At 51.3% G+C, this 19,273-nt stretch carries 10 protein-coding genes, 3 pseudogenes and 1 riboswitch; of the genes and pseudogenes, 7 read left to right on the top strand and 6 right to left on the bottom strand.

What is annotated here, in order from left to right:
* Nucleotides 1–2 precede the first annotated feature (2 nt).
* The 5 genes and pseudogenes from AYY16_RS16990 to rppH form a co-directional block, all read right to left on the bottom strand.
* Nucleotides 3–593 carry a peptidase gene (locus AYY16_RS16990; protein ID WP_223861246.1) on the bottom strand — a complete coding sequence of 197 codons (591 nt, stop codon included), beginning with the start codon at nt 591–593 and terminating at the stop codon, nt 3–5.
* A 140-nt stretch (nt 594–733) separates the two neighbouring features.
* Nucleotides 734–1,528, bottom strand: coding sequence for a thymidylate synthase (thyA, locus tag AYY16_RS16995; RefSeq protein ID WP_067369361.1), 795 nt, complete (start codon nt 1,526–1,528; stop codon nt 734–736).
* On the bottom strand, nt 1,525–2,406 hold the full coding sequence (gene lgt / locus AYY16_RS17000) for a prolipoprotein diacylglyceryl transferase (protein ID WP_067369364.1): 882 nt from the start codon (nt 2,404–2,406) through the stop codon (nt 1,525–1,527). Before lgt ends, thyA begins: the two co-directional genes overlap by 4 nt.
* Before the next feature lie 99 nt (nt 2,407–2,505).
* On the bottom strand, nt 2,506–4,752 hold the full coding sequence (gene ptsP / locus AYY16_RS17005; RefSeq protein WP_067369367.1) for a phosphoenolpyruvate--protein phosphotransferase: 2,247 nt from the start codon (nt 4,750–4,752) through the stop codon (nt 2,506–2,508).
* A 9-nt stretch (nt 4,753–4,761) separates the two neighbouring features.
* A pseudogene (gene rppH / locus AYY16_RS17010) lies at nt 4,762–5,294 on the bottom strand (RNA pyrophosphohydrolase).
* Nucleotides 5,295–5,862: 568 nt separating this feature from the next.
* Nucleotides 5,863–5,970, top strand: a riboswitch (TPP riboswitch).
* An 82-nt stretch (nt 5,971–6,052) separates the two neighbouring features.
* On the opposite strand from rppH, the gene thiB reads away from it, so the two are divergent.
* The 6 genes and pseudogenes from thiB (at nt 6,053) to rluA (ending at nt 15,621) form a co-directional block, all read left to right on the top strand.
* On the top strand, nt 6,053–7,057 hold the full coding sequence (thiB, locus tag AYY16_RS17015; protein WP_067369640.1) for a thiamine ABC transporter substrate binding subunit: 1,005 nt from the start codon (nt 6,053–6,055) through the stop codon (nt 7,055–7,057).
* Nucleotides 7,033–8,644 (top strand): annotated as a pseudogene (thiP, locus tag AYY16_RS17020) (thiamine/thiamine pyrophosphate ABC transporter permease ThiP). The gene thiB and the pseudogene thiP overlap by 25 nt, the downstream one beginning before the upstream one ends.
* On the top strand, nt 8,641–9,339 hold the full coding sequence (thiQ, locus tag AYY16_RS17025) for a thiamine ABC transporter ATP-binding protein ThiQ (RefSeq protein ID WP_067369369.1): 699 nt from the start codon (nt 8,641–8,643) through the stop codon (nt 9,337–9,339). Before thiP ends, thiQ begins: the two are co-directional and overlap by 4 nt.
* Nucleotides 9,340–9,420: 81 nt before the next feature.
* On the top strand, nt 9,421–11,793 hold the full coding sequence (locus AYY16_RS17030; protein WP_067369373.1) for a DNA polymerase II: 2,373 nt from the start codon (nt 9,421–9,423) through the stop codon (nt 11,791–11,793).
* A 213-nt stretch (nt 11,794–12,006) separates the two neighbouring features.
* On the top strand, nt 12,007–14,913 hold the full coding sequence (gene rapA / locus AYY16_RS17035; RefSeq protein WP_067369643.1) for an RNA polymerase-associated protein RapA: 2,907 nt from the start codon (nt 12,007–12,009) through the stop codon (nt 14,911–14,913).
* Nucleotides 14,914–14,970: 57 nt separating this feature from the next.
* Nucleotides 14,971–15,621, top strand: coding sequence for a bifunctional tRNA pseudouridine(32) synthase/23S rRNA pseudouridine(746) synthase RluA (gene rluA, locus AYY16_RS17040; protein WP_067369646.1), 651 nt, complete (start codon nt 14,971–14,973; stop codon nt 15,619–15,621).
* A gap of 236 nt (nt 15,622–15,857) precedes the next feature.
* Here rluA and djlA read toward each other — a convergent pair.
* Nucleotides 15,858–16,677 (bottom strand): annotated as a pseudogene (gene djlA / locus AYY16_RS17045) (co-chaperone DjlA).
* A gap of 179 nt (nt 16,678–16,856) precedes the next feature.
* On the opposite strand from djlA, the gene lptD reads away from it, so the two are divergent.
* Nucleotides 16,857–19,223: an LPS assembly protein LptD gene (gene lptD / locus AYY16_RS17050; RefSeq protein ID WP_067369376.1), complete on the top strand. Its 2,367-nt coding sequence runs from the start codon at nt 16,857–16,859 to the stop codon at nt 19,221–19,223.
* The last annotated feature ends 50 nt before the right edge of the window (nt 19,224–19,273 follow it).

Below are 19,273 nucleotides of genomic sequence, written 5' to 3' on the forward strand. Positions count from 1 at the left end.
TATCAACACGCCGGGATACCGGACAACTGCCCCGGGGTACATAACCGGATACGCCCGGGGGCTGAAATAATCAGCTTTATCTGCCCTTGCCTGTTCTCCAGTAAAAAACTGGCGGCGGATGCGGTATGGCGGGTTCCCCAGAACAACACTGAATTTATCGTGCCGGAGGCAATACGTACCCCCTCCAGCGGTGTAAATCCGTCTGTTTCTCTGTCACAGACAGCTGGTGAAACCTGATGACAGGCGCCGCTGTTATCACCAAAAACAATGGAAATTTGCCTGGTTTCATTCAGGTACGTCGCCCGCAGCTTATGGCTGCTGAGATACTGATGAAACAGTGCCGCTGTCTCTGTCAGATGCCGTTTTTCCCTGAAATTCTCCCATGACACACCCAGCATAGTTACGGGTAATGCCATAATAAACAACACGATTATCATTTCCATCAGTGAAATCCCTTTTTCTGTCTGCATCGTTGCATCTGCCCGGATTGATCCTGATGAAAAAATAACGGGTTTACAGATATCCGGTACTGAAGGCGGTAATAAATGCGATGCAACAGGAAGAAATAACAGCCATACACTGAAAACGATCATCTTTTTTTCGTGTTGTGCCGAAGATTATATTTTGACGGGAAAACAGCAGTGGAGCCAGCGGGGTAAAAACGATAAAAAAAAGAGCGGACACCGCCGCTCTTTAACAATTTGGATTTTGCTGTGCGCTGTGTGCGCTGAAATCAGATAGCAACCGGTGCTTTAATTCCCGGATGCGGATCATAGCCTTCAATTTCAAAATCATCGAAGTGATAATCAAACAGAGATGCCGGTTTACGTTTGATAATCAGTTTCGGTAATGCACGCGGCTCACGGCTTAACTGCCGGTGAGTCTGTTCCATGTGGTTGCTGTACAGATGGGTATCACCACCGGTCCAGACAAAGTCGCCGACTTCCAGGTCACACTGCTGCGCCATCATATGTACTAACAAGGCATAGCTGGCGATATTAAACGGCAGACCCAGGAAAACATCACAAGAGCGCTGATACAACTGGCAGGATAACTTACCGTCTGCCACATAGAACTGGAAAAATGCATGGCACGGCGCCAGAGCCATCTGATCAAGTTCACCGACATTCCAGGCCGAAACAATAATACGGCGGGAGTCAGGATCGCTTTTCAGCTGTTCAATAACGCGTTTGATCTGGTCAATCTGAGTGCCGTCTGCCGCACCCCATGCGCGCCATTGTTTGCCGTACACCGGCCCCAGGTTACCGTTTTCATCCGCCCATTCATCCCAGATAGTCACACCGTTATCGCGCAGATATTGCGTGTTGGTATCACCTTGTAAAAACCACAGAAGTTCATGAATGATAGAGCGGATATGACAGCGCTTGGTGGTTACCATCGGGAAACCATCCTGTAAATTGAAACGCATCTGATGCCCGAAGATGGATAAAGTACCGGTGCCGGTACGATCATCTTTTGGCGTGCCTTCATCAAGCACCTTCTGCATTAGTTCCAGATACTGTTTCATTTTACCTCTTCACTTTTCTTTTGGTTATCAGGACGCTTAAACGCCCATATCATCATTAACACACCAATGATTATCATCGGCACAGAAAGAATTTGTCCCATACTGATCCCGCCGAATAACCCGAGTTGAGCATCCGGCTGGCGGAAGAACTCAACAATAATACGGAACAGACCGTAACCTATCAGGAACAGGCCTGACACACTGCCCATTGGCCGGGATTTACGGACAAACACATTAAGAATAATAAAGAGCACGACCCCTTCAAGCAGCATTTCATAAAGCTGTGACGGGTGGCGCGGCAGTACACCGTACTGTTCAAGCACCGGTAACAGGGACGGGTCCGCCGCCGCCAGTTTCACATCCTCACCATAGGATGTCGGGAACAGAAACGCCCACGGCGTATCCAGCGTGACACGCCCCCACAATTCGCCATTGATAAAGTTACCGATACGACCCATACCCAGACCAAACGGGATAAGCGGTGCAATAAAATCAGAAACCTGAAGGAAATTACGTTTTGTGCGGTGAGCAAACCACCACATGGCAATAATCACCCCCACCAATCCGCCGTGGAATGACATACCACCGTCCCAGACTTTAAGCAGATAGAGCGGGTTATCCATAAACAGAGGGAAGTTATAAAACAGAACATAGCCGATACGACCACCGAGGAAAACCCCGACAAATCCGGCATATAACAGTGTTTCAACCTCACTGCGTTTCCAGCCGCTGCCCGGTTTATCTGCCCTGCGGTTTGCCAGCCACATGGCAAAAACAAACCCCACAAGATACATCAGCCCGTACCAGCGCAGCGCCAGCGGACCAACGGAAAAAATGATAGGGTCAATATCGGGAAATGCCAGATAAGTAATACTCATCGTACCTCACACAGTGGTTGCCCGGCAGGCAGAAGACTTCCCGCTTACCGGTAAAAAGGACTATCAGAACAAGATGCCGCTGTGCGTCATTGTTGTCCGTTAAACACTGCCGCGGATAAGCTGCGCCAGCCCCTGATTCTCAATAAACAGCTCTGCTTTTTCACGGATTTCAGCTGCCGTATGTGCATCCAGCAATGATGCAAGCAGCGGTTTAAGTGCCCCGGCATCAAGATGGTGCAGTAAATATTTAATTCGCGGAATACTGCGTCCGTTCATACTCAGCTGACGATAACCCAAACCAACCAGAATCATTGCACCTAACGGATTTGCCGCCATTTCTCCGCAGACAGAAACCGGAAGACCCAGACGGGATGTTTCCTGCCGAACAAAATTCAGCATACGCAATACTGCCGGATTGAGCGAGTCATACAGCGGTGCAACATGGGTATTATTCCGGTCGACCGCCAGCAGATACTGGGTTAAATCATTCGTGCCGACAGAGATAAAATCAATACATTGCTTTAGTTCCGGCAACATAAACAGCAGTGACGGGACTTCCAGCATAACGCCGACAGGCGGTCGTTTTACGGTTTCGCCGGTCAGTGCGGAGACTTCTTCACAGGCGCGATCCAACAACCGGATTGCCTCTTCCACCTCCGCCAGTCCGGAGACCATCGGGAATAACACTTTCAGGTTATTCAGCCCGATATTCGCCCGCACCATCGCCCGTAACTGAATAAGAAAAATTTCCGGCTGATCCAGCATCACGCGGATGCCACGCCAGCCCAGACACGGATTTTCCTCGCTGATCGGCATATACGGCAATTGCTTGTCAGCCCCGATATCCAGTGTCCGCAAAACAACCGGCTTGCCGGCAAAGAGTTGCAACATATCCTGATAACGGACTTTTTGCTCCTCTTCCGACGGAAAACCATTATGCACGAGAAACGGAATTTCCGTACGGTATAAACCAATCCCGTCGATGCTTTTAACTATTTTTTGCTCATACTTCAGGCTGAGCCCGGCATTGAGCTGCACAGAAATACGCTCACCACTTTTCAGTGCGGCAGAGCGGCTCAGTTCATCTTCAGCCAGTTGGCTGATGACCTGCTCCTGTTCGATAATCTGGCGGAATTCCTGCGCTATCAGAGGTTCCGGCTCGATATACACCACACCCCGGTAACCATCAAGAATCAGCAGCCGGTTATGCAGTAATTCGGGCTGGATATCGGCCCCCATAATGACAGGGATCCCCATTGCTCTGACCAGAATAGCGGAATGCGAGTGTGTGGCGCCATCACGCACAACAACCCCGGCAAGTTGCTCCTGCGGCAGTTCAGCCAGCAGGCTGACACTCAATTCATCTGCCACCAGCACAAAGCGCTCCGGCCACTGATTACTGCCGGTAAAGTTATCATCGAGATGAAACAGCAACCGCTGCCCCAGCGCCCGCAGGTCGGTTGCCCGCTCCCGCATATAGCTGTCCTGTAATTCAGCAAACTGAGCGGCAAATTTTTCGATCACCGTTTTCACGGCCCATTCCGCCACAAATCCCTGATCCACAATACTGAACAGACCTTTTTTCAGTTGCGGATCATTAAGAAGATGAGAATAGAGATCAAAAATAGCGGCACTCTCTTTCTGAGCAGCAGAATTAAAACGCTTGCTGATACGCCGGCATTCCGCCGTAGCATCCTCCAGCGCTTTACTGAGACGTAACCGTTCCTGTGCGCTGTCCAGCGCGGACGCTTCAGATACCAGCTCAAGTACCGGCTGAGAGCGATCCTCCCAGCCATAGGCCATCACAATACCGGATGACACCGGAATCGCCTGGATCCGCGTCTGACGGAATTGCCCGAACAACCCTTTGGTTTGCGCCTGTGCCAGTATTACCGCTAACTGCATCGCCAGTGTGACAATAAAAGACTCTTCCGTTTCACTGAACAGACGTTTCTCTTTCTGCTGAACCACCAGCACGCCAAGTAACTGACGGCGATAGACAACCGGCGCACCGAGAAAGGCGCGCAGATTATCCTCTTTAACCTGAGGGAGATATTTAAAACCGGGATGTTCGCGGACATCCGCGATATTGATAAGCTCGGCCTGACGACCGACATGACCGACCACGCCTTCGCCAAACGCGAGACTGACAGCACGGCCACGGGGCTTTTTCAGTCCCTGCGTTGCCATCAGATAAAAACAGTGATGCTGGTTATCTGCCAGGTAGATAGAACAAACATCTGTTCCCATCGCCTGACAGGTTTCCTTAACCAGCAGCTCCAGCGCTTCCGCGAGATCGGCGGCGGCTGCCACTTTTTCAATCACTTCACGTAAACGCGTCAGCATCTGTTCTCCCTAATTCTGACGTCGGCGGCGATAGGGAAACGGAGCCCGGACAGCCGTCGCTTCGCTGTTGGCAGGCATTACAATGGCAGAAAACTCTTTCATCACGCGACGATAAACATCACGCTTAAAAGAGACTACCTGACGAACAGGATACCAATACGTTACCCAGCGCCAGCCATCAAATTCCGGCGATTTACTACAGGCAACATTGACCTCTTTGTCTTCACAGAGCAGTTGCAGTAAAAACCAGCGCTGCTTCTGACCGATACAAACCGGTTTGGTATCCCAACGCACCAAACGTTTGGGTAATTTGTAACGTAACCAGTTGCGCGTCACCGCCAGGATGCGCACATCTTTACGCGTTAAACCGACTTCCTCAAACAACTCACGGTACATGGCCTGTTCCGGTGATTCGCCGGGATTAATACCTCCCTGAGGAAACTGCCACGAGTGCTGTCCATAGCGGCGGGCCCATAAAACCTGGCCTTCCTTATTACAAATTACAATCCCGACATTCGGGCGGTAGCATCATCATCAATCACTCGACTACCTCGGAAACAAAAAACTGAAAGATAACCAATTGTTTCACACTCCCACCATGGGGTAAACCTCTATACTCAAAATCCTTCAGCCCGCCGCACCTCTGCCCCCGGTGCCTGCACAGCAGTATAAATCAGACGGGATTTTCCGACCGGTTTCACCACCGGCGATATACCCGAAAATAAATATCTAAGCGAATGAAATAATACAATATTACATACTGCACTAAATCATTAATCCTGAGGCAGGATATAATATTACGCTAAATAATCGTCCCTGAAGCCAAGTATAATTTTACGCAAAATCATGTGTTCTGCGGCAAGGCGGCAACCGAAAAAAACCGGGGAGCATACATCAGTATGTGACCCGTTTTTTTGAGCGCAGCCAACACAGCCACAGAATGCAGGATAACTCGCTGCGCTAAATCATTTGTTCTGTAGCAAGGCGGCAATCGAAAGAAACCGGGGAGCATACACCAGTATGTGACCCTGTTTCCTGAGTGAAGCCAACACAGCCACAGGATGCAGGATGACGCGCAATTGTATTTCCCGGGAAAAACACTACACTACTCCCATCTCAACGGGGTGCAGCGCGGTCTTCGGATACGCACTGCTGAGATAACACCCGAGGAACCTGATCCGGTTAATACCGGCGTAGGGATTTGAGCCGCCACTTGCTGACAGAACTGCCTGTCGCCACCATGCTGCACTCAGATCCTTTGCCAATCCTTCTCTTACAGGAGCGCAAAGTGTTACGTAAACTGACAAAAAATCTTGCTGCCGGCAGTATTGCCGTCCTTCTCTCTCTCTCTTTTCATGCTGCGGCTGACAGCAGTAAACCGGTTCTGACTATCTACACTTATGACTCTTTTGTCGCGGAGTGGGGACCGGGTCCGGAAATTAAGAAAAACTTTGAAGCACAGTGCGGCTGTGAACTGAAACTGGTCGGGCTGAGTGATGGTGTGACATTACTCAACCGTCTGCGCATGGAAGGAAAAAAATCACAGGCTGATATTATTTTAGGTCTGGATAACAACCTGATGCAGGCGGCACAAGACACCGGGCTGTTTAAAGAGAGTCATGTTGACCAGTCAAAACTGGTACTGCCGGTCGAATGGCACAGCAACACGTTTATCCCTTATGATTACGGCTGGTTTGCCTTTATCTACAACAAAGACACTCTGCCCAACCCGCCGAAAAGCATGAAAGAATTACTGAACAGTGACCAGAAACTCACGATTATTTATCAGGATCCGCGCACCAGCACGCCGGGTCTGGGTTTGCTGTTATGGATGGAAAAACTCTACGGCACAGATGTGGCAGCGCAATGGGAAAAAATGGCGAAGAAAACACTGACGGTCACCAAAGGCTGGAGTGAGTCTTACGGATTATTCCTCAAAGGTGAAGCGGACCTGGTTCTGAGCTACACCTCTTCACCTGGCTATCATATGCTGGCGGATAAAAAAGATAATTATGCCGCCGCACTGTTTGACGAGGGGCATTATCTTCAGGTGGAAATGGCAGGTGTTCTCTCTGCATCCAAACAGCCTGAACTGGCGGAGCAATTTATGCAGTTTATGCTGACACCGGGTTTCCAGAACACATTACCGACCACCAACTGGATGTATCCGGTGATTGATATCCCGCTGCCACCGGTTTATGACAAAATGCCGAAACCGGTGAAAACCCTGGAATTTGATGCAAAAGACGTCGCAAAAGAACGCAACCAGTGGATCCGTATATGGCAAAGCGCAGTCAGCCGTTAATTGCGTCATATCTGATCCCGGGCGCGCTGGCGACAGGTCTTCTGATCCTGGTCGCCGTCAGCGCCTTTGGTGCGCTGTGGTTTAACGCCCCGGAGACAGACTGGCAGCAAATCCGCGATGACAGCTATCTGTGGCATGTTGTCCGCTTCACGCTCTGGCAGGCGTTTTTATCCGCCGTTTTCTCCGTGATCCCGGCGATTTTTCTTGCCCGTGCATTGTGGCGGCGTCGCTTTCCGGGACGGATTCAGTTTCTGCGTTTATGCGCCATGACGCTGGTGCTGCCGGTACTGGTTGCGGTATTCGGTATTCTGTCTGTTTACGGGCGTAACGGCTGGCTGGCGCATATTTCGGATTTTTTGGGTCTGCACTATTCTTTCACACCTTATGGCTTACAGGGCATTTTGCTGGCGCATCTTTTTTTTTAATATGCCGCTCGCAACCCGTATGCTGTATCAGCAGCTCGACAGCATTGCCACCGAGCAACGCCAGCTTGCCGCGCAACTGAATATGAATGAGTGGCAGCATTTTCGTATTGTGGAGTGGCCGTATCTGCGCCGGCAACTTCTGCCCACCGCCGCACTGATTTTTATGCTCTGTTTTGCCAGCTTCGCTACTGTACTTGCACTCGGTGGCGGTCCGGCGGCAACAACGATTGAGCTGGCTATTTATCAGGCACTGAATTATGACTTTGATGTCGGGCGCGCCGCACTGCTTGCGCTTATTCAGCTTACCTGCTGCATCGGGCTGGTGCTGGTCAGCCAGCGGCTCTCCGGTCATTTTTCAGTTGGCTTTACCCAATCACTGCAATGGCGTAATCCGCAGGATACTCTGCCGCGTAAGCTGGCTGACGGTGCCATTATTCTCTGCGCTTTACTGTTTCTGCTGCCGCCGTTCTTTGCGATTATTGCTGACGGACTGAACCCCGGACTCCTGCGGGTATTACAACAACCCGCACTCTGGCGGGCTTTCTTTACCTCTCTGGGAATTGCGCTGGCTTCCGGGCTTATCTGCGTACTGCTGACCATGATGCTCCTATGGAGCAGCCGTGAGCTGCGTCTGCGCCGGGCAGTCAGAGCCGGACAGGCGATGGAGCTTTCCGGATTGCTGATCCTCGCCATGCCGGGTATTGTGCTGGCGACCGGGTTTTTCCTGATCCTCAATAACATCACCGGCACCGCTGATTTAGGGGCGCTCCCCTACGGATTAGTGATTTTGACTAATTCCCTGATGGCTATCCCTTATGCTCTGAAAGTACTGGATAACCCGATGCGGGATTTGGCCGAACGCTATAATCCGCTCTGCACCTCACTGAATATTGAAGGATTTAACCGCCTGCGGCTAATTGAACTGCGCGCCCTGCGCAATCCGCTGGCACAGGCGCTCGCCTTCGCCAGCGTACTGTCTGTCGGGGATTTCGGGGTCATCGCCCTGTTTGGTAATGAAGATTTCCGCACATTGCCGTTCTATCTTTATCAGCAAATTGGCGCTTACCGCAATGCGGATGCCGCTGTAACCGCGCTCCTTTTATTATTACTGTGTTTCGGGCTATTCAGCCTGCTGGAACGCTTACCGGGAAAACGTTCATGATCCAGTTAAACAGGGTGCATTACCCGTATCAGCAACAAACGATGGAATTTGATTTTACTGTTGATGCCGGTGAAAGAGTGGCGATTCTCGGCCCCAGCGGCGCGGGTAAAAGTACGCTGTTATCACTGGTTGCCGGTTTTCAGTTTGCCCAAAGCGGGACTATCCGCCTCAACGGCGGCGATCACACCCGTACCCCGCCCGCAATGCGTCCGGTTTCCATGCTGTTTCAGGAAAATAATCTGTTTGCACACCTGACTGCCGCGCAGAATATCGCCCTGGGTTTTCATCCCGGTATGAAACTGAATACAAAACAGAAAACAGAGCTGGCACACATTGCAGAGCAGGTTTCCCTCACTCCGCTGCTCAGCCGCCTGCCCTCTCAATTGTCCGGCGGACAGCGCCAGCGCGTGGCACTCGTACGGTGTCTGGTGCGCTCACAACCCATACTCTTGTTGGATGAACCTTTTTCCGCACTAGACCCGGCACTGCGCAATGAAATGCTCGCACTGCTGGAGACTATTTGTGAAACCCGTCAGCTTACCCTGCTGATGGTGTCACACAATCCGGATGACGCAGCCCGCATCGCATCGCGCGCAATGGTTATCGATGACGGACACATTGCCTACGACGGCTCCACCGCTGCGCTGGTCAGCGGAGAGGTTCCGGCAGCGGCGATCCTCGGTATCAGAAAGTAGTCAGTTGCACACATAAATACTGTATATAATCACACCTCTCTGCTATAGTTATTTTTTATTCAGCAGAACGGATAAACAGTGATGGCAGGGCAGGAGAGCACTCCCTCCCGTCAGGTGGAAACACCGGCGGAGGCCGGTTTTATACTGACCCGTCACTGGTCAGACACTCCGCGCGGTATTGAAGTCAGCTACTGGCTGGCGACAGATAATGGCCCGCGATACGTCTCTGTGCCGGTACAGCAGGCGGTCGGGTTTGTTCCGCACCGCGAACTGGCAGAAAGCCGCCCGTTTATTGATAACACGCCGGGTGCAACACTGACGGAACTCCCCCTGCGGGATTTTCAGCGTGATGCAGTCAGTGCCGTCTATTGCCGTCAGTACCGGAAGTTACAACAACTGGAAAAACAGCTGGGTGAAATGAATCTTCATCTTTATGAAGCCGATATCCGCCCCTGTGAGCGCTATTTAATGGAGCGCTTTATTACGGCATCCGTCTGGGTCCAACCACAGCCCGGCGGTCATGTTCTGATGAAGCCACACCCGGATTACCGCCCGGCACTGAAAATTGTCTCTCTGGACATTGAAACAACCGAATTCGGGGATCTCTATTCGATCGGACTGTCCGGGTGCGGCGCAGATACTGTTTTTATGCTCGGTCCGGAAAACGGCACACCACTGACCAACCCGGATTTTACCCTGGAATATGTCCCGCGCCGTCCGGACTTACTCCACCGCCTGAATCAGTGGCTGGCAGAGCACGACCCGGACATGATTATCGGCTGGAGCCTGATCCAGTTTGATCTGCGCGTCTTACAACAGCATGCGGAAAAATATCAGATCCCGCTGCTCTTCGGTCGTCATAATACGCCGCTGTCATGGCGGGAGCACGGTTTCAAACCGGGGCAATTTTTTGCCGGTGCGCGCGGACGACTCATTATTGATGGCATTGATGCCCTGAAAGCGGCGACCTGGCAATTTCCCTCTTTCAGTCTGGAGGCGGTTTCACAGGCGCTGCTCGGCGAAGGCAAAGACAGCGATACCCCTTATGACCGCATGGATGAAATCAACCGGCGCTTTCGTGAGGATAAACCAGCACTGGCGCGTTATAATCTTCAGGATTGCCGCCTGGTGATGCGGATTTTTGAACACACGCACCTGACCGAATTCCTGCTGGCACGCGCTGCCGTCACCGGACTGGCAGTGGATCGCATGGGCGGGTCTGTCGCGGCATTTACCCATCTTTATCTGCCGTCGATGCACCGCAAAGGCTATGTGGCACCGGATCCCGGTGAAAAACCCGGTGAACCTGTTCCGGGCGGCTTTGTGATGGACTCTCTTCCGGGTCTGTATGATTCGGTTATAGTGCTCGATTTCAAGAGTCTGTATCCCTCTATTATTTGTACCTTTCTGATTGACCCCATCGGCATGGTGGAAGGACTTGCAGCGCCGGAGCCCGCCGTTCCCGGCTTCAAAGGCGCTTGTTTTTCCCGTGAGCATCACTGTCTGCCGGATATTGTCAGCCGCATCTGGCATGAGCGGGATCTCGCCAAACTGCATGGCGACAAACCCCTGTCACAGGCACTGAAAATTATTATGAATGCCTTCTGCGGTGTGCTCGGTGCCGTCGGATGCCGTTTTTATGATCCGCGCCTGACCTCTTCCGTGACGATGCGCGGGCACGATATTATGCGTAAAACCCGCACCATTATTGAGTCGCTCGGCTATCAGGTTATTTATGGTGATACCGATTCCACCTTTGTCTGGCTGAAAGGCACGCACAGTGATGCCGATGCAGAGCAAATCGGCCGCCGGTTGGTGGATGAAATTAATCATTGGTGGCGTAATCATCTGAATGATGAATACGGACTGACATCTGCCCTGGAAATTGAATACGAAACACATTACCGCCGTTTTCTGATGCCGACTATCCGCGGCACAGAACAGGGCAGCAAAAAACGTTACGCAGGGCTGGCGGGTGATACCCTGGTATTCCGCGGGCTGGAAACCGTGCGCAGTGACTGGACACCTCTGGCACAGCATTTTCAGCAAACACTTTACCGGCTGATTTTCGATAAAATGCCGTATCAGCAATTTATCCGTGATTATGTGCGCGACACACTTGCCGGACGTTATGATGACCGGCTGGTTTACCGCAAACGCCTGCGGCGTCCGCTGGCAGATTATCAGCGTAATGTACCGCCTCATGTCAAAGCAGCGCGCATTGCAGATGAGTATAATATCCGCATGAAACGCCCGCAGCAGTATCAGCGGGGTGCGCGGATAAGCTATATCATTACCCGCGCAGGACCGCAGCCACTGGAAATACTGACAGCACCTGTGGACTATGAGCACTATATCAATAAACAACTGATGCCGATTGCAGATGCCATTTTGCCGTTTATGCAGGATGACTTCACCACGCTGTTAACCGGGCAATTATTAATGCCGTTTTAATTTTGCCATTTTACAGGTGACGATGCGGATCTTATGGATTAACATAGCGCCCCTTTACTGCTTTTAACACCGGGGACGGAGCACGACAGCAGATGCTGAGTTCCTGACTGACCGGTGTTTTTCTGTCAGCGTGATAATTACGTAACGCTGCCGGTAATGATATTCACAGCATTTATCAAACTAGCCCTGAATAATAGAATCGAGCCCAAAAATATGCCGTTTACTCTTGGTCAACGCTGGATCAGCGATACTGAAAGCGAGCTGGGATTAGGTACTCTTGTATCTGTCGAAGCCCGGATGATTACCCTTCTTTTCCCCGCTACCGGCGAAAATCGCCTTTATGCTTCTGCCGATGCGCCTATCACCCGCGTGATGTTCAACGAAGGGGATACTGTCACCAGTCATGAAGGCTGGCAGCTCAGTGTGACCGCCGTTGAAGAGAACGACGGACTGTTAACCTATATTGGTCAGCGTACTGATACCGGCGAAGAAAATGTCTGTCTGCGCGAAGTCTTTCTCGACAGTAAACTGACATTCAGTAAGCCACAGGATCGCCTGTTTGCCGGTCAGATTGACCGGATGGATCGCTTTTCACTGCGCTACCGCGCACGTAAATTTCTGAGCGAAGAATACCGCCGCGCCACCAGCGGTCTGCGCGGAATACGCGCCAGTCTTATTCCGCATCAGCTGTTTATCGCCAACGAAGTGGGCAAGCGCCATGCGCCGCGTGTCCTGCTGGCAGATGAGGTAGGTCTGGGTAAAACCATCGAAGCCGGGATGATTATCCATCAGCAACTGATGGCAGGACGTGCTGAACGCATCCTCGTCGTCGTACCGGAAAGTCTTCAGTATCAGTGGCTGGTCGAAATGCTGCGCCGCTTTAATCTGCGCTTCTCGCTGTTTGATGACAGCCGCTACACCGAAGCGCTGAACCAGAGCGATAACCCGTTTGATACCGAACAACTGGTGCTCTGCTCACTGGATTTTGTCCGTAAAAGCAAACCGCGCTTTGAGCATTTATGTGACGCGGGCTGGGACATGCTGGTAGTGGATGAAGCTCATCACCTGGTCTGGCACGAAGAGTCGCCAAGCCGTGAGTATCAGGTTATTGAAACGCTGGCAGAAATTACGCCTTCAGTACTGCTGCTGACCGCCACCCCGGAACAACTCGGTATGGAGAGCCACTTTGCGCGCCTGCGCCTGCTGGATCCGAACCGTTTCCATGATTTCCCGGCCTTTGTTGCCGAACAGCAAAAATACCAGCCGGTCGCCGATGCGGTGTCGGTGCTGCTTGAGCGCGCCCCACTGACCAAAGATCAGCAAAATGCAATTCATGACCTTATCGCCGAACAGGATATTGAACCGCTGCTTAAAGCCGCGAATACCGACAGCGAAGATGGCGATAATGCCCGTAAGGAACTGACCCGGATGCTGATGGACAGACACGGCACCAGCCGTTTATTGTTCCGCAACACCCGCAACGGGGTGAAAGGCTTCCCGCGTCGTGAACTGCACGCCATTAAAATGCCGTTACCGGCACAATATCAGACGGCTATCAAAGTCGCCGGTATTATGGGCAGCAAAAAAACAACCGAAGTCAAAGCGCGCGAAATGCTCTATCCGGAGCAGATTTATCAGGAATTTGAAGGCGAGAACGCCACCTGGTGGAACTTTGATCCGCGCGTGGAATGGCTGCTCGGCTTCCTGCTGGCAAACCGCAATGAAAAAGTGCTGGTGATTTGCGCCCAGGCGGCGACTGCTCTGCAACTCGAACAGGTCTTACGTGAGCGCGAAGGTATTCACGCCGCTGTGTTCCATGAAAACCTGTCATTGCTGGAGCGTGACCGGGCAGCAGCCTGGTTTGCCTCCGAAGAAAATGGCGCGCAGGTGCTGCTCTGCTCTGAGATTGGCTCTGAAGGCCGCAATTTTCAGTTTGCCAACCAGTTAGTGATGTTTGACCTGCCGTTTAATCCTGATCTGCTGGAGCAGCGTATCGGGCGTCTCGACCGCATCGGACAGAAACGGGATATTCAGATAAGTATTCCGTATCTTGAACATACCGCGCAGGCCGTGCTGTTACGCTGGTTCCACGAGGGACTGGATGCATTCGAATACACCTGCCCGACCGGTCGTTCTATTTATGATCGCTATTACGATACGCTGATAACCATGATGGCGAACCCGACGGATCTTACCGGGTTTGATGATTTCATTACCGAATGCCGCAAAACCCATGATGTTCTGAAGGTGCAACTGGAACAGGGTCGTGACCGCCTGCTGGAAATGCACTCCAACGGCGGCGAAGCCGGAAATGAAATTGCCGCACAAATAGCCGCGCAGGATGATGATACTGAACTGGTTACCTTTGCGCTGAATCTGTTTGATATCGTCGGTATCAATCAGGATGACCGCAGCGATAATATGATTGCCCTGACGCCGTCCGATCACATGCTGGTGCCGGATTTCCCGGGTCTGCCGGAAGATGGCTGTACGGTAACCTTCAAACGTGAGCAGGCGCTTTCCCGCGAAGATACCCAGTTTATCAGTTGGGAACACCCGATTATCCGCAACGGGCTGGATCTTATTCTGTCCGGCGATACCGGCAGCTGTGCGGTTTCAGTACTGAAAAATAAAGCCCTGCCGGTCGGCACGCTGCTGACTGAACTTATCTATGTGGTGGAAGCTCAGGCACCGAAAAATCTCCAGCTCACCCGTTTCCTGCCACCAACGCCGGTTCGCCTGCTGATGGATGCTAAAGGTAACAATCTTGCCGCTCAGGTGGAGTTTGAAAGCTTTAACCGTCAGCTGAATGCAGTGAACCGCCATACCGGCAGCAAATTTGTCAATGCCGTGCAAAGTGATGTTCATCAGGTTCTGCGTCAGTCAGAAGACGTGATTGCCGGTCAGGCACGCGAATGCATTGATGCCGCAAAAGTACTGGCTGATCAGCATCTGACACTGGAGCATAACCGTCTGCTGGCACTGAAATCCGTGAACCCGAACATTCGTGATGATGAAGTTGATGCGATTGAAGAAGAGCGTCAGCAGATCCTGTCACACCTGGATGAAGCTAACTGGCGTCTCGATGCTATCCGCCTGATCGTGGTTTCACATCAATAACCCGCAGCCCGGCAGAAACAGACTGCCGGGCGCCTCTCATCTGGTGACCCCATGTTAATGGAACCCTATAATCCGCCAACTGATCCCCGGCTGGATATTCTCTTTCAGGATGAGCACATCATCGTGGTGAATAAACCGAGCGGGCTGCTTTCCGTGCCCGGTCGTGCGCCGGAACATAAAGACAGTGTGATGACCCGTGTTCTGCGGGATTATCCACAGGCAGAATCTGTTCACCGGCTGGATATGGCGACCAGCGGTATTATTGTGGTTGCCTTAACCAAGGCCGCCGAACGGGAGCTTAAACGGCAATTCCGTGAGCGTGAGCCGAAGAAAACCTATCTCGCCCGCGTGTGGGGGAAAATAGAGGAAAAAACGGGAATAGTGGATTTACCCCTGATTTGTGACTGGCCGAACCGCCCGAAACAAAAGGTGTGTTTTGAAACCGGAAAATCAGCGCAGACCGGCTATGAAGTGCTGGAATATGAACCGCACGCAACCAGGGTGAAACTGTCCCCGGTAACCGGACGCTCACATCAGTTACGGGTTCATATGCTGGCAATCGGACACCCTATACTGGGTGATCGCTTCTATGCGCATGATGAAGCAAGAGAGTCAGCGCCCCGCCTGCAATTACATGCGCAGGCGCTGTCAATCACGCATCCGGCGCACGGAACGCCGCTGAATTTTATCTGTGAAGCTGATTTTTAATGAAATAACACGGTCACCGAATTCAGTGAGGCAAGAATCAGGCAAACTGCTAACCCTGCTACTCCGATAAGAACACGGGTATTGGCCATGGATCATATCCTTAACATATTTAATAAAATATTTACGTGGATTTTCAACTGCAGTTATATTTTATAGCAATTATATGAAAAGAATATGATCCGCCCGGCACTTCACTGATAACTATTATTAACCCTGTAAAACATAAACAGGCAGCACTATTTAAAGCCTTTCTCTTTTTTAATGAGATCATATGCGGCTTGTATAGATTGTGCTTTCTCTTTCGCCAGTTCCATCATTTCCGGTGGCAAACCTTTCGCCACCAGTTTGTCCGGATGGTGTTCACTCATCAGCTTGCGGTAAGCGCGTTTGATAACCGTACTGTCGTCGCTTTCCTGCACACCCAGCACCCTGAAAGCGGCCGCAAGGTCTGCACCCTGTGTGCGATAAGAGCCCTGCTGAGAGTACTGCTGATATCCGCCCTGTCCGCCCCGGTGCATTTGCCCCTGCATCATTGCCAGCACAGTTTCAAACTGATGGCGCGCAATACCCAGCTCTTCCGCAATAACCAGAAGAACCTGACGCTCGTTAGGGTGTAATTCACCGTCACCAAATGCAGCCTGGATCTGAATCTCAAGAAACATGCGCAGCAGGTCTGCACGTCCGTAACAGGCACGGCGAAGTTGTCGCAGTGCATCACGCAACGGAAAGCCTGCCGATTTTCCTTCACGGAAGGCATTTTGTGCCTGAGTCCGCGAGTCGCCGTGCAACTGCATTCTGTCCATCAGCGCAGTCGCGAGATAGATGTCGGACTCTGTCACCCGGCCTTTGGATTTGGTCAGATGGCCTAAAATCTGAAATGTGGTGATAAAAAAAAAGCGCCTGCCGGGACTGGTTGTTGGTAAAGGAGCCGTTTCGCTGTTGTGAGCGGACTTTATCAATCGCATGACCTATAAGAAAGCCGAGAAAAACGCCCCAAAAACCGGCGCCGGACATCATGCCTAATAAAATTCCGATGATTTTTCCCAAATAGTGCATATACTCCTCAATTCGACAATGCCCTTGACGCAATTTTGCATTATCATACTACCCATTCTGTACGATGCCTAACGCCATTTAGACACGAAAACGCGTTTCACCTGCGCTCTTTTTCCGTGTAAATTAAGCTTTTGGCGTTCGGGCACTGTGCTACCGAGGACGGAATTGCAGACATACTTATGAAGAAGAGTTATCCAACCCTGCTGGCCACCATCATCTGGGCAGCATTATATAGTCAGGCGGCGCACGCCACTCTTGCCGAGCAATGTATGCTGGGCGTCCCGGTTTATGATGAACCAATTGTCGATGGTAAAGCCGGGGACTTCCCTGTCAACATCAAAGCGGCAGGTATGTCAGGACAATATCCGCACGCGGTAAAATATGCCGGCGATGTGAATATTCGTTCAGGTAACCAGAATCTGAAAGCCGATGAAGTGGAAGTTACACAAACCGGTGAAGATACCGCAGCACCTGTACGCATCGCGACCGCAACCGGTGATGTGCATTATTCCGATCCGCAGATCCGCCTGAAAGGGCCTAAAGCCTGGCTGAACCTCGATAATAACGATGCTGATGTTGATCAGGGTAATTATCAGATGGTCGGTCGTCAGGGCCGTGGTGAAGCGGATAAGATGAAGCTTCGCGGTGAAAACCGCTATACCATCCTCGACAACGGAATTTTTACCTCTTGTCTGCCGGGTAATGACAGCTGGAGTGTTAAAGGCTCAGAAGTCATTATCGACCAGGATGAGCAAGTGGCTGAAATCTGGAATGCCCGCTTCCGCATCGCCAATGTCCCGGTTTTTTACAGCCCGTATCTGCAATTGCCTATCGGGGATAAACGCCGCTCCGGTTTTCTTATCCCTAACGGCAGCTATTCAAAATCGTCAGGGCTGGAATTTACCCTGCCGTATTACTGGAATATCGCACCGAATTACGATGCGACTATCACTCCGCACTACTTCAGTAAGCGCGGTCTGAAAATGGATAACGAATTCCGTTACCTGACCGGTCTTGGCAGCGGTACGCTTGCGTTTGACTTCCTGATGGATGACAAGCAATACCGTGATGACAAAAAAGCCGCACCAAAAGAAGAGTGGTCAAAACGGGAGTCTGATGATCGCTGGTTACTCTACTGGGGTCACAGTGGTTCATTTGCACAGGATTGGTGGTTCTCATCGGATTACACCAAGGTCAGTGATTCCCGCTATTTTACTGACTTTACCTCCGCATACGGTAACTCAACTGACGGCTATGCCACGCAGAAATTAGCAGTCGGCATCCGTAAATCAAACTGGAACGCCACAGTAACCACCAAACAGTTCCAGATCCTGACCAATAATGACAATGCGACCTCGTATCGTGCTGAGCCGCAGTTAGATCTGAACTACTATAAAAGCGACCTCGGGGTCTTTGATTTCCGGGCATACGGTCAGGCAGTCCGCTTTACCAGTGTGGGCGCAAATAAACCGGATGCTACCCGACTGCATGCCGAGCCGACACTCAACCTGCCGCTGTCTAACGGCTGGGCAAGTTTTAATACTGAAGCCAAGCTGATGGCGACCCATTATGATCAGGATATTCCTGACATAGATGCCAATAAAGATCTGGATAAAACGGTTACCCGGGTTTTACCGCAGTTTAAAACTGATGCAAAAATGATTTTTGAGCGTCCGACGTTCTTTGACGATGCCTTTACCCAGACGTTAGAACCCCGAGTGCAGTACCTGTATGTCCCGTATAAAAACCAGGATAATATCAATAACTTCGACTCCACATTACTGCAATCAAGTTACAGCGGACTATTCCGGGACCGTATGTACAGCGGCCTGGATCGCATCGCGTCCGCCAATCAGGTTACGACCGGAGTAACCAGCCGGATTTATGATGATGAATTAGTTGAACGTTTTAATGTTTCTGTGGGTCAAATCTATTACTTTGAACGTCCGCGAACCGGTGACAGTAAAAAAACCATTGTAGATGAAAAAGATGAAACCGGCTCAATGGTCTGGGCGGGCGACACTATGTGGCGTTATAACGACAACTGGGGTATGAAAGCCGGCCTTCAGTATGACCGCCGTCTGGGCAGTGTCGCGATGTCCAACGCCACAATGGAGTACCGTCATGATGCCGAGCGTCTGATTCAGCTGAATTACCGGTATGTGGATCGCGATTATATTCAGGCGATGCGCCAGAATATTTCAGGTAAAAATACAACGTTACCGGCAAACCAGAAAGGGATCTCACAGATTGGTGTGGTCGCAAGCTGGCCTGTCGCGGAGCAATGGGCATTTGTCGGACAGTATTATTATGATACCAAAGAGCAGCAACCGGCCAGCCAGTTAGTCGGGCTTCAGTACAATACCTGTTGCTGGGCAGCCAACGTCGGTTATGAACGTAAAATCATCGGCTGGAAAAATGAAGCCAGTGAATACGACAACAAATGGACGTTTAATGTCGAATTACGTGGTCTGAGCAGCAATTACAGTCTGGGTAGTCAAAAAATGCTTGAACGCGGTATTCTGCCGTATGTTCCGGCCTTTTAACCCTACCCAACGTCATTCAGGATGCAGGCAGGCGGCAAGGGAAGATAGAC

Origin of the sequence: Morganella psychrotolerans, assembly GCF_001676155.1 — a bacterium.
GTDB classification, from domain to species: Bacteria; Pseudomonadota; Gammaproteobacteria; order Enterobacterales; family Enterobacteriaceae; genus Morganella; species Morganella psychrotolerans.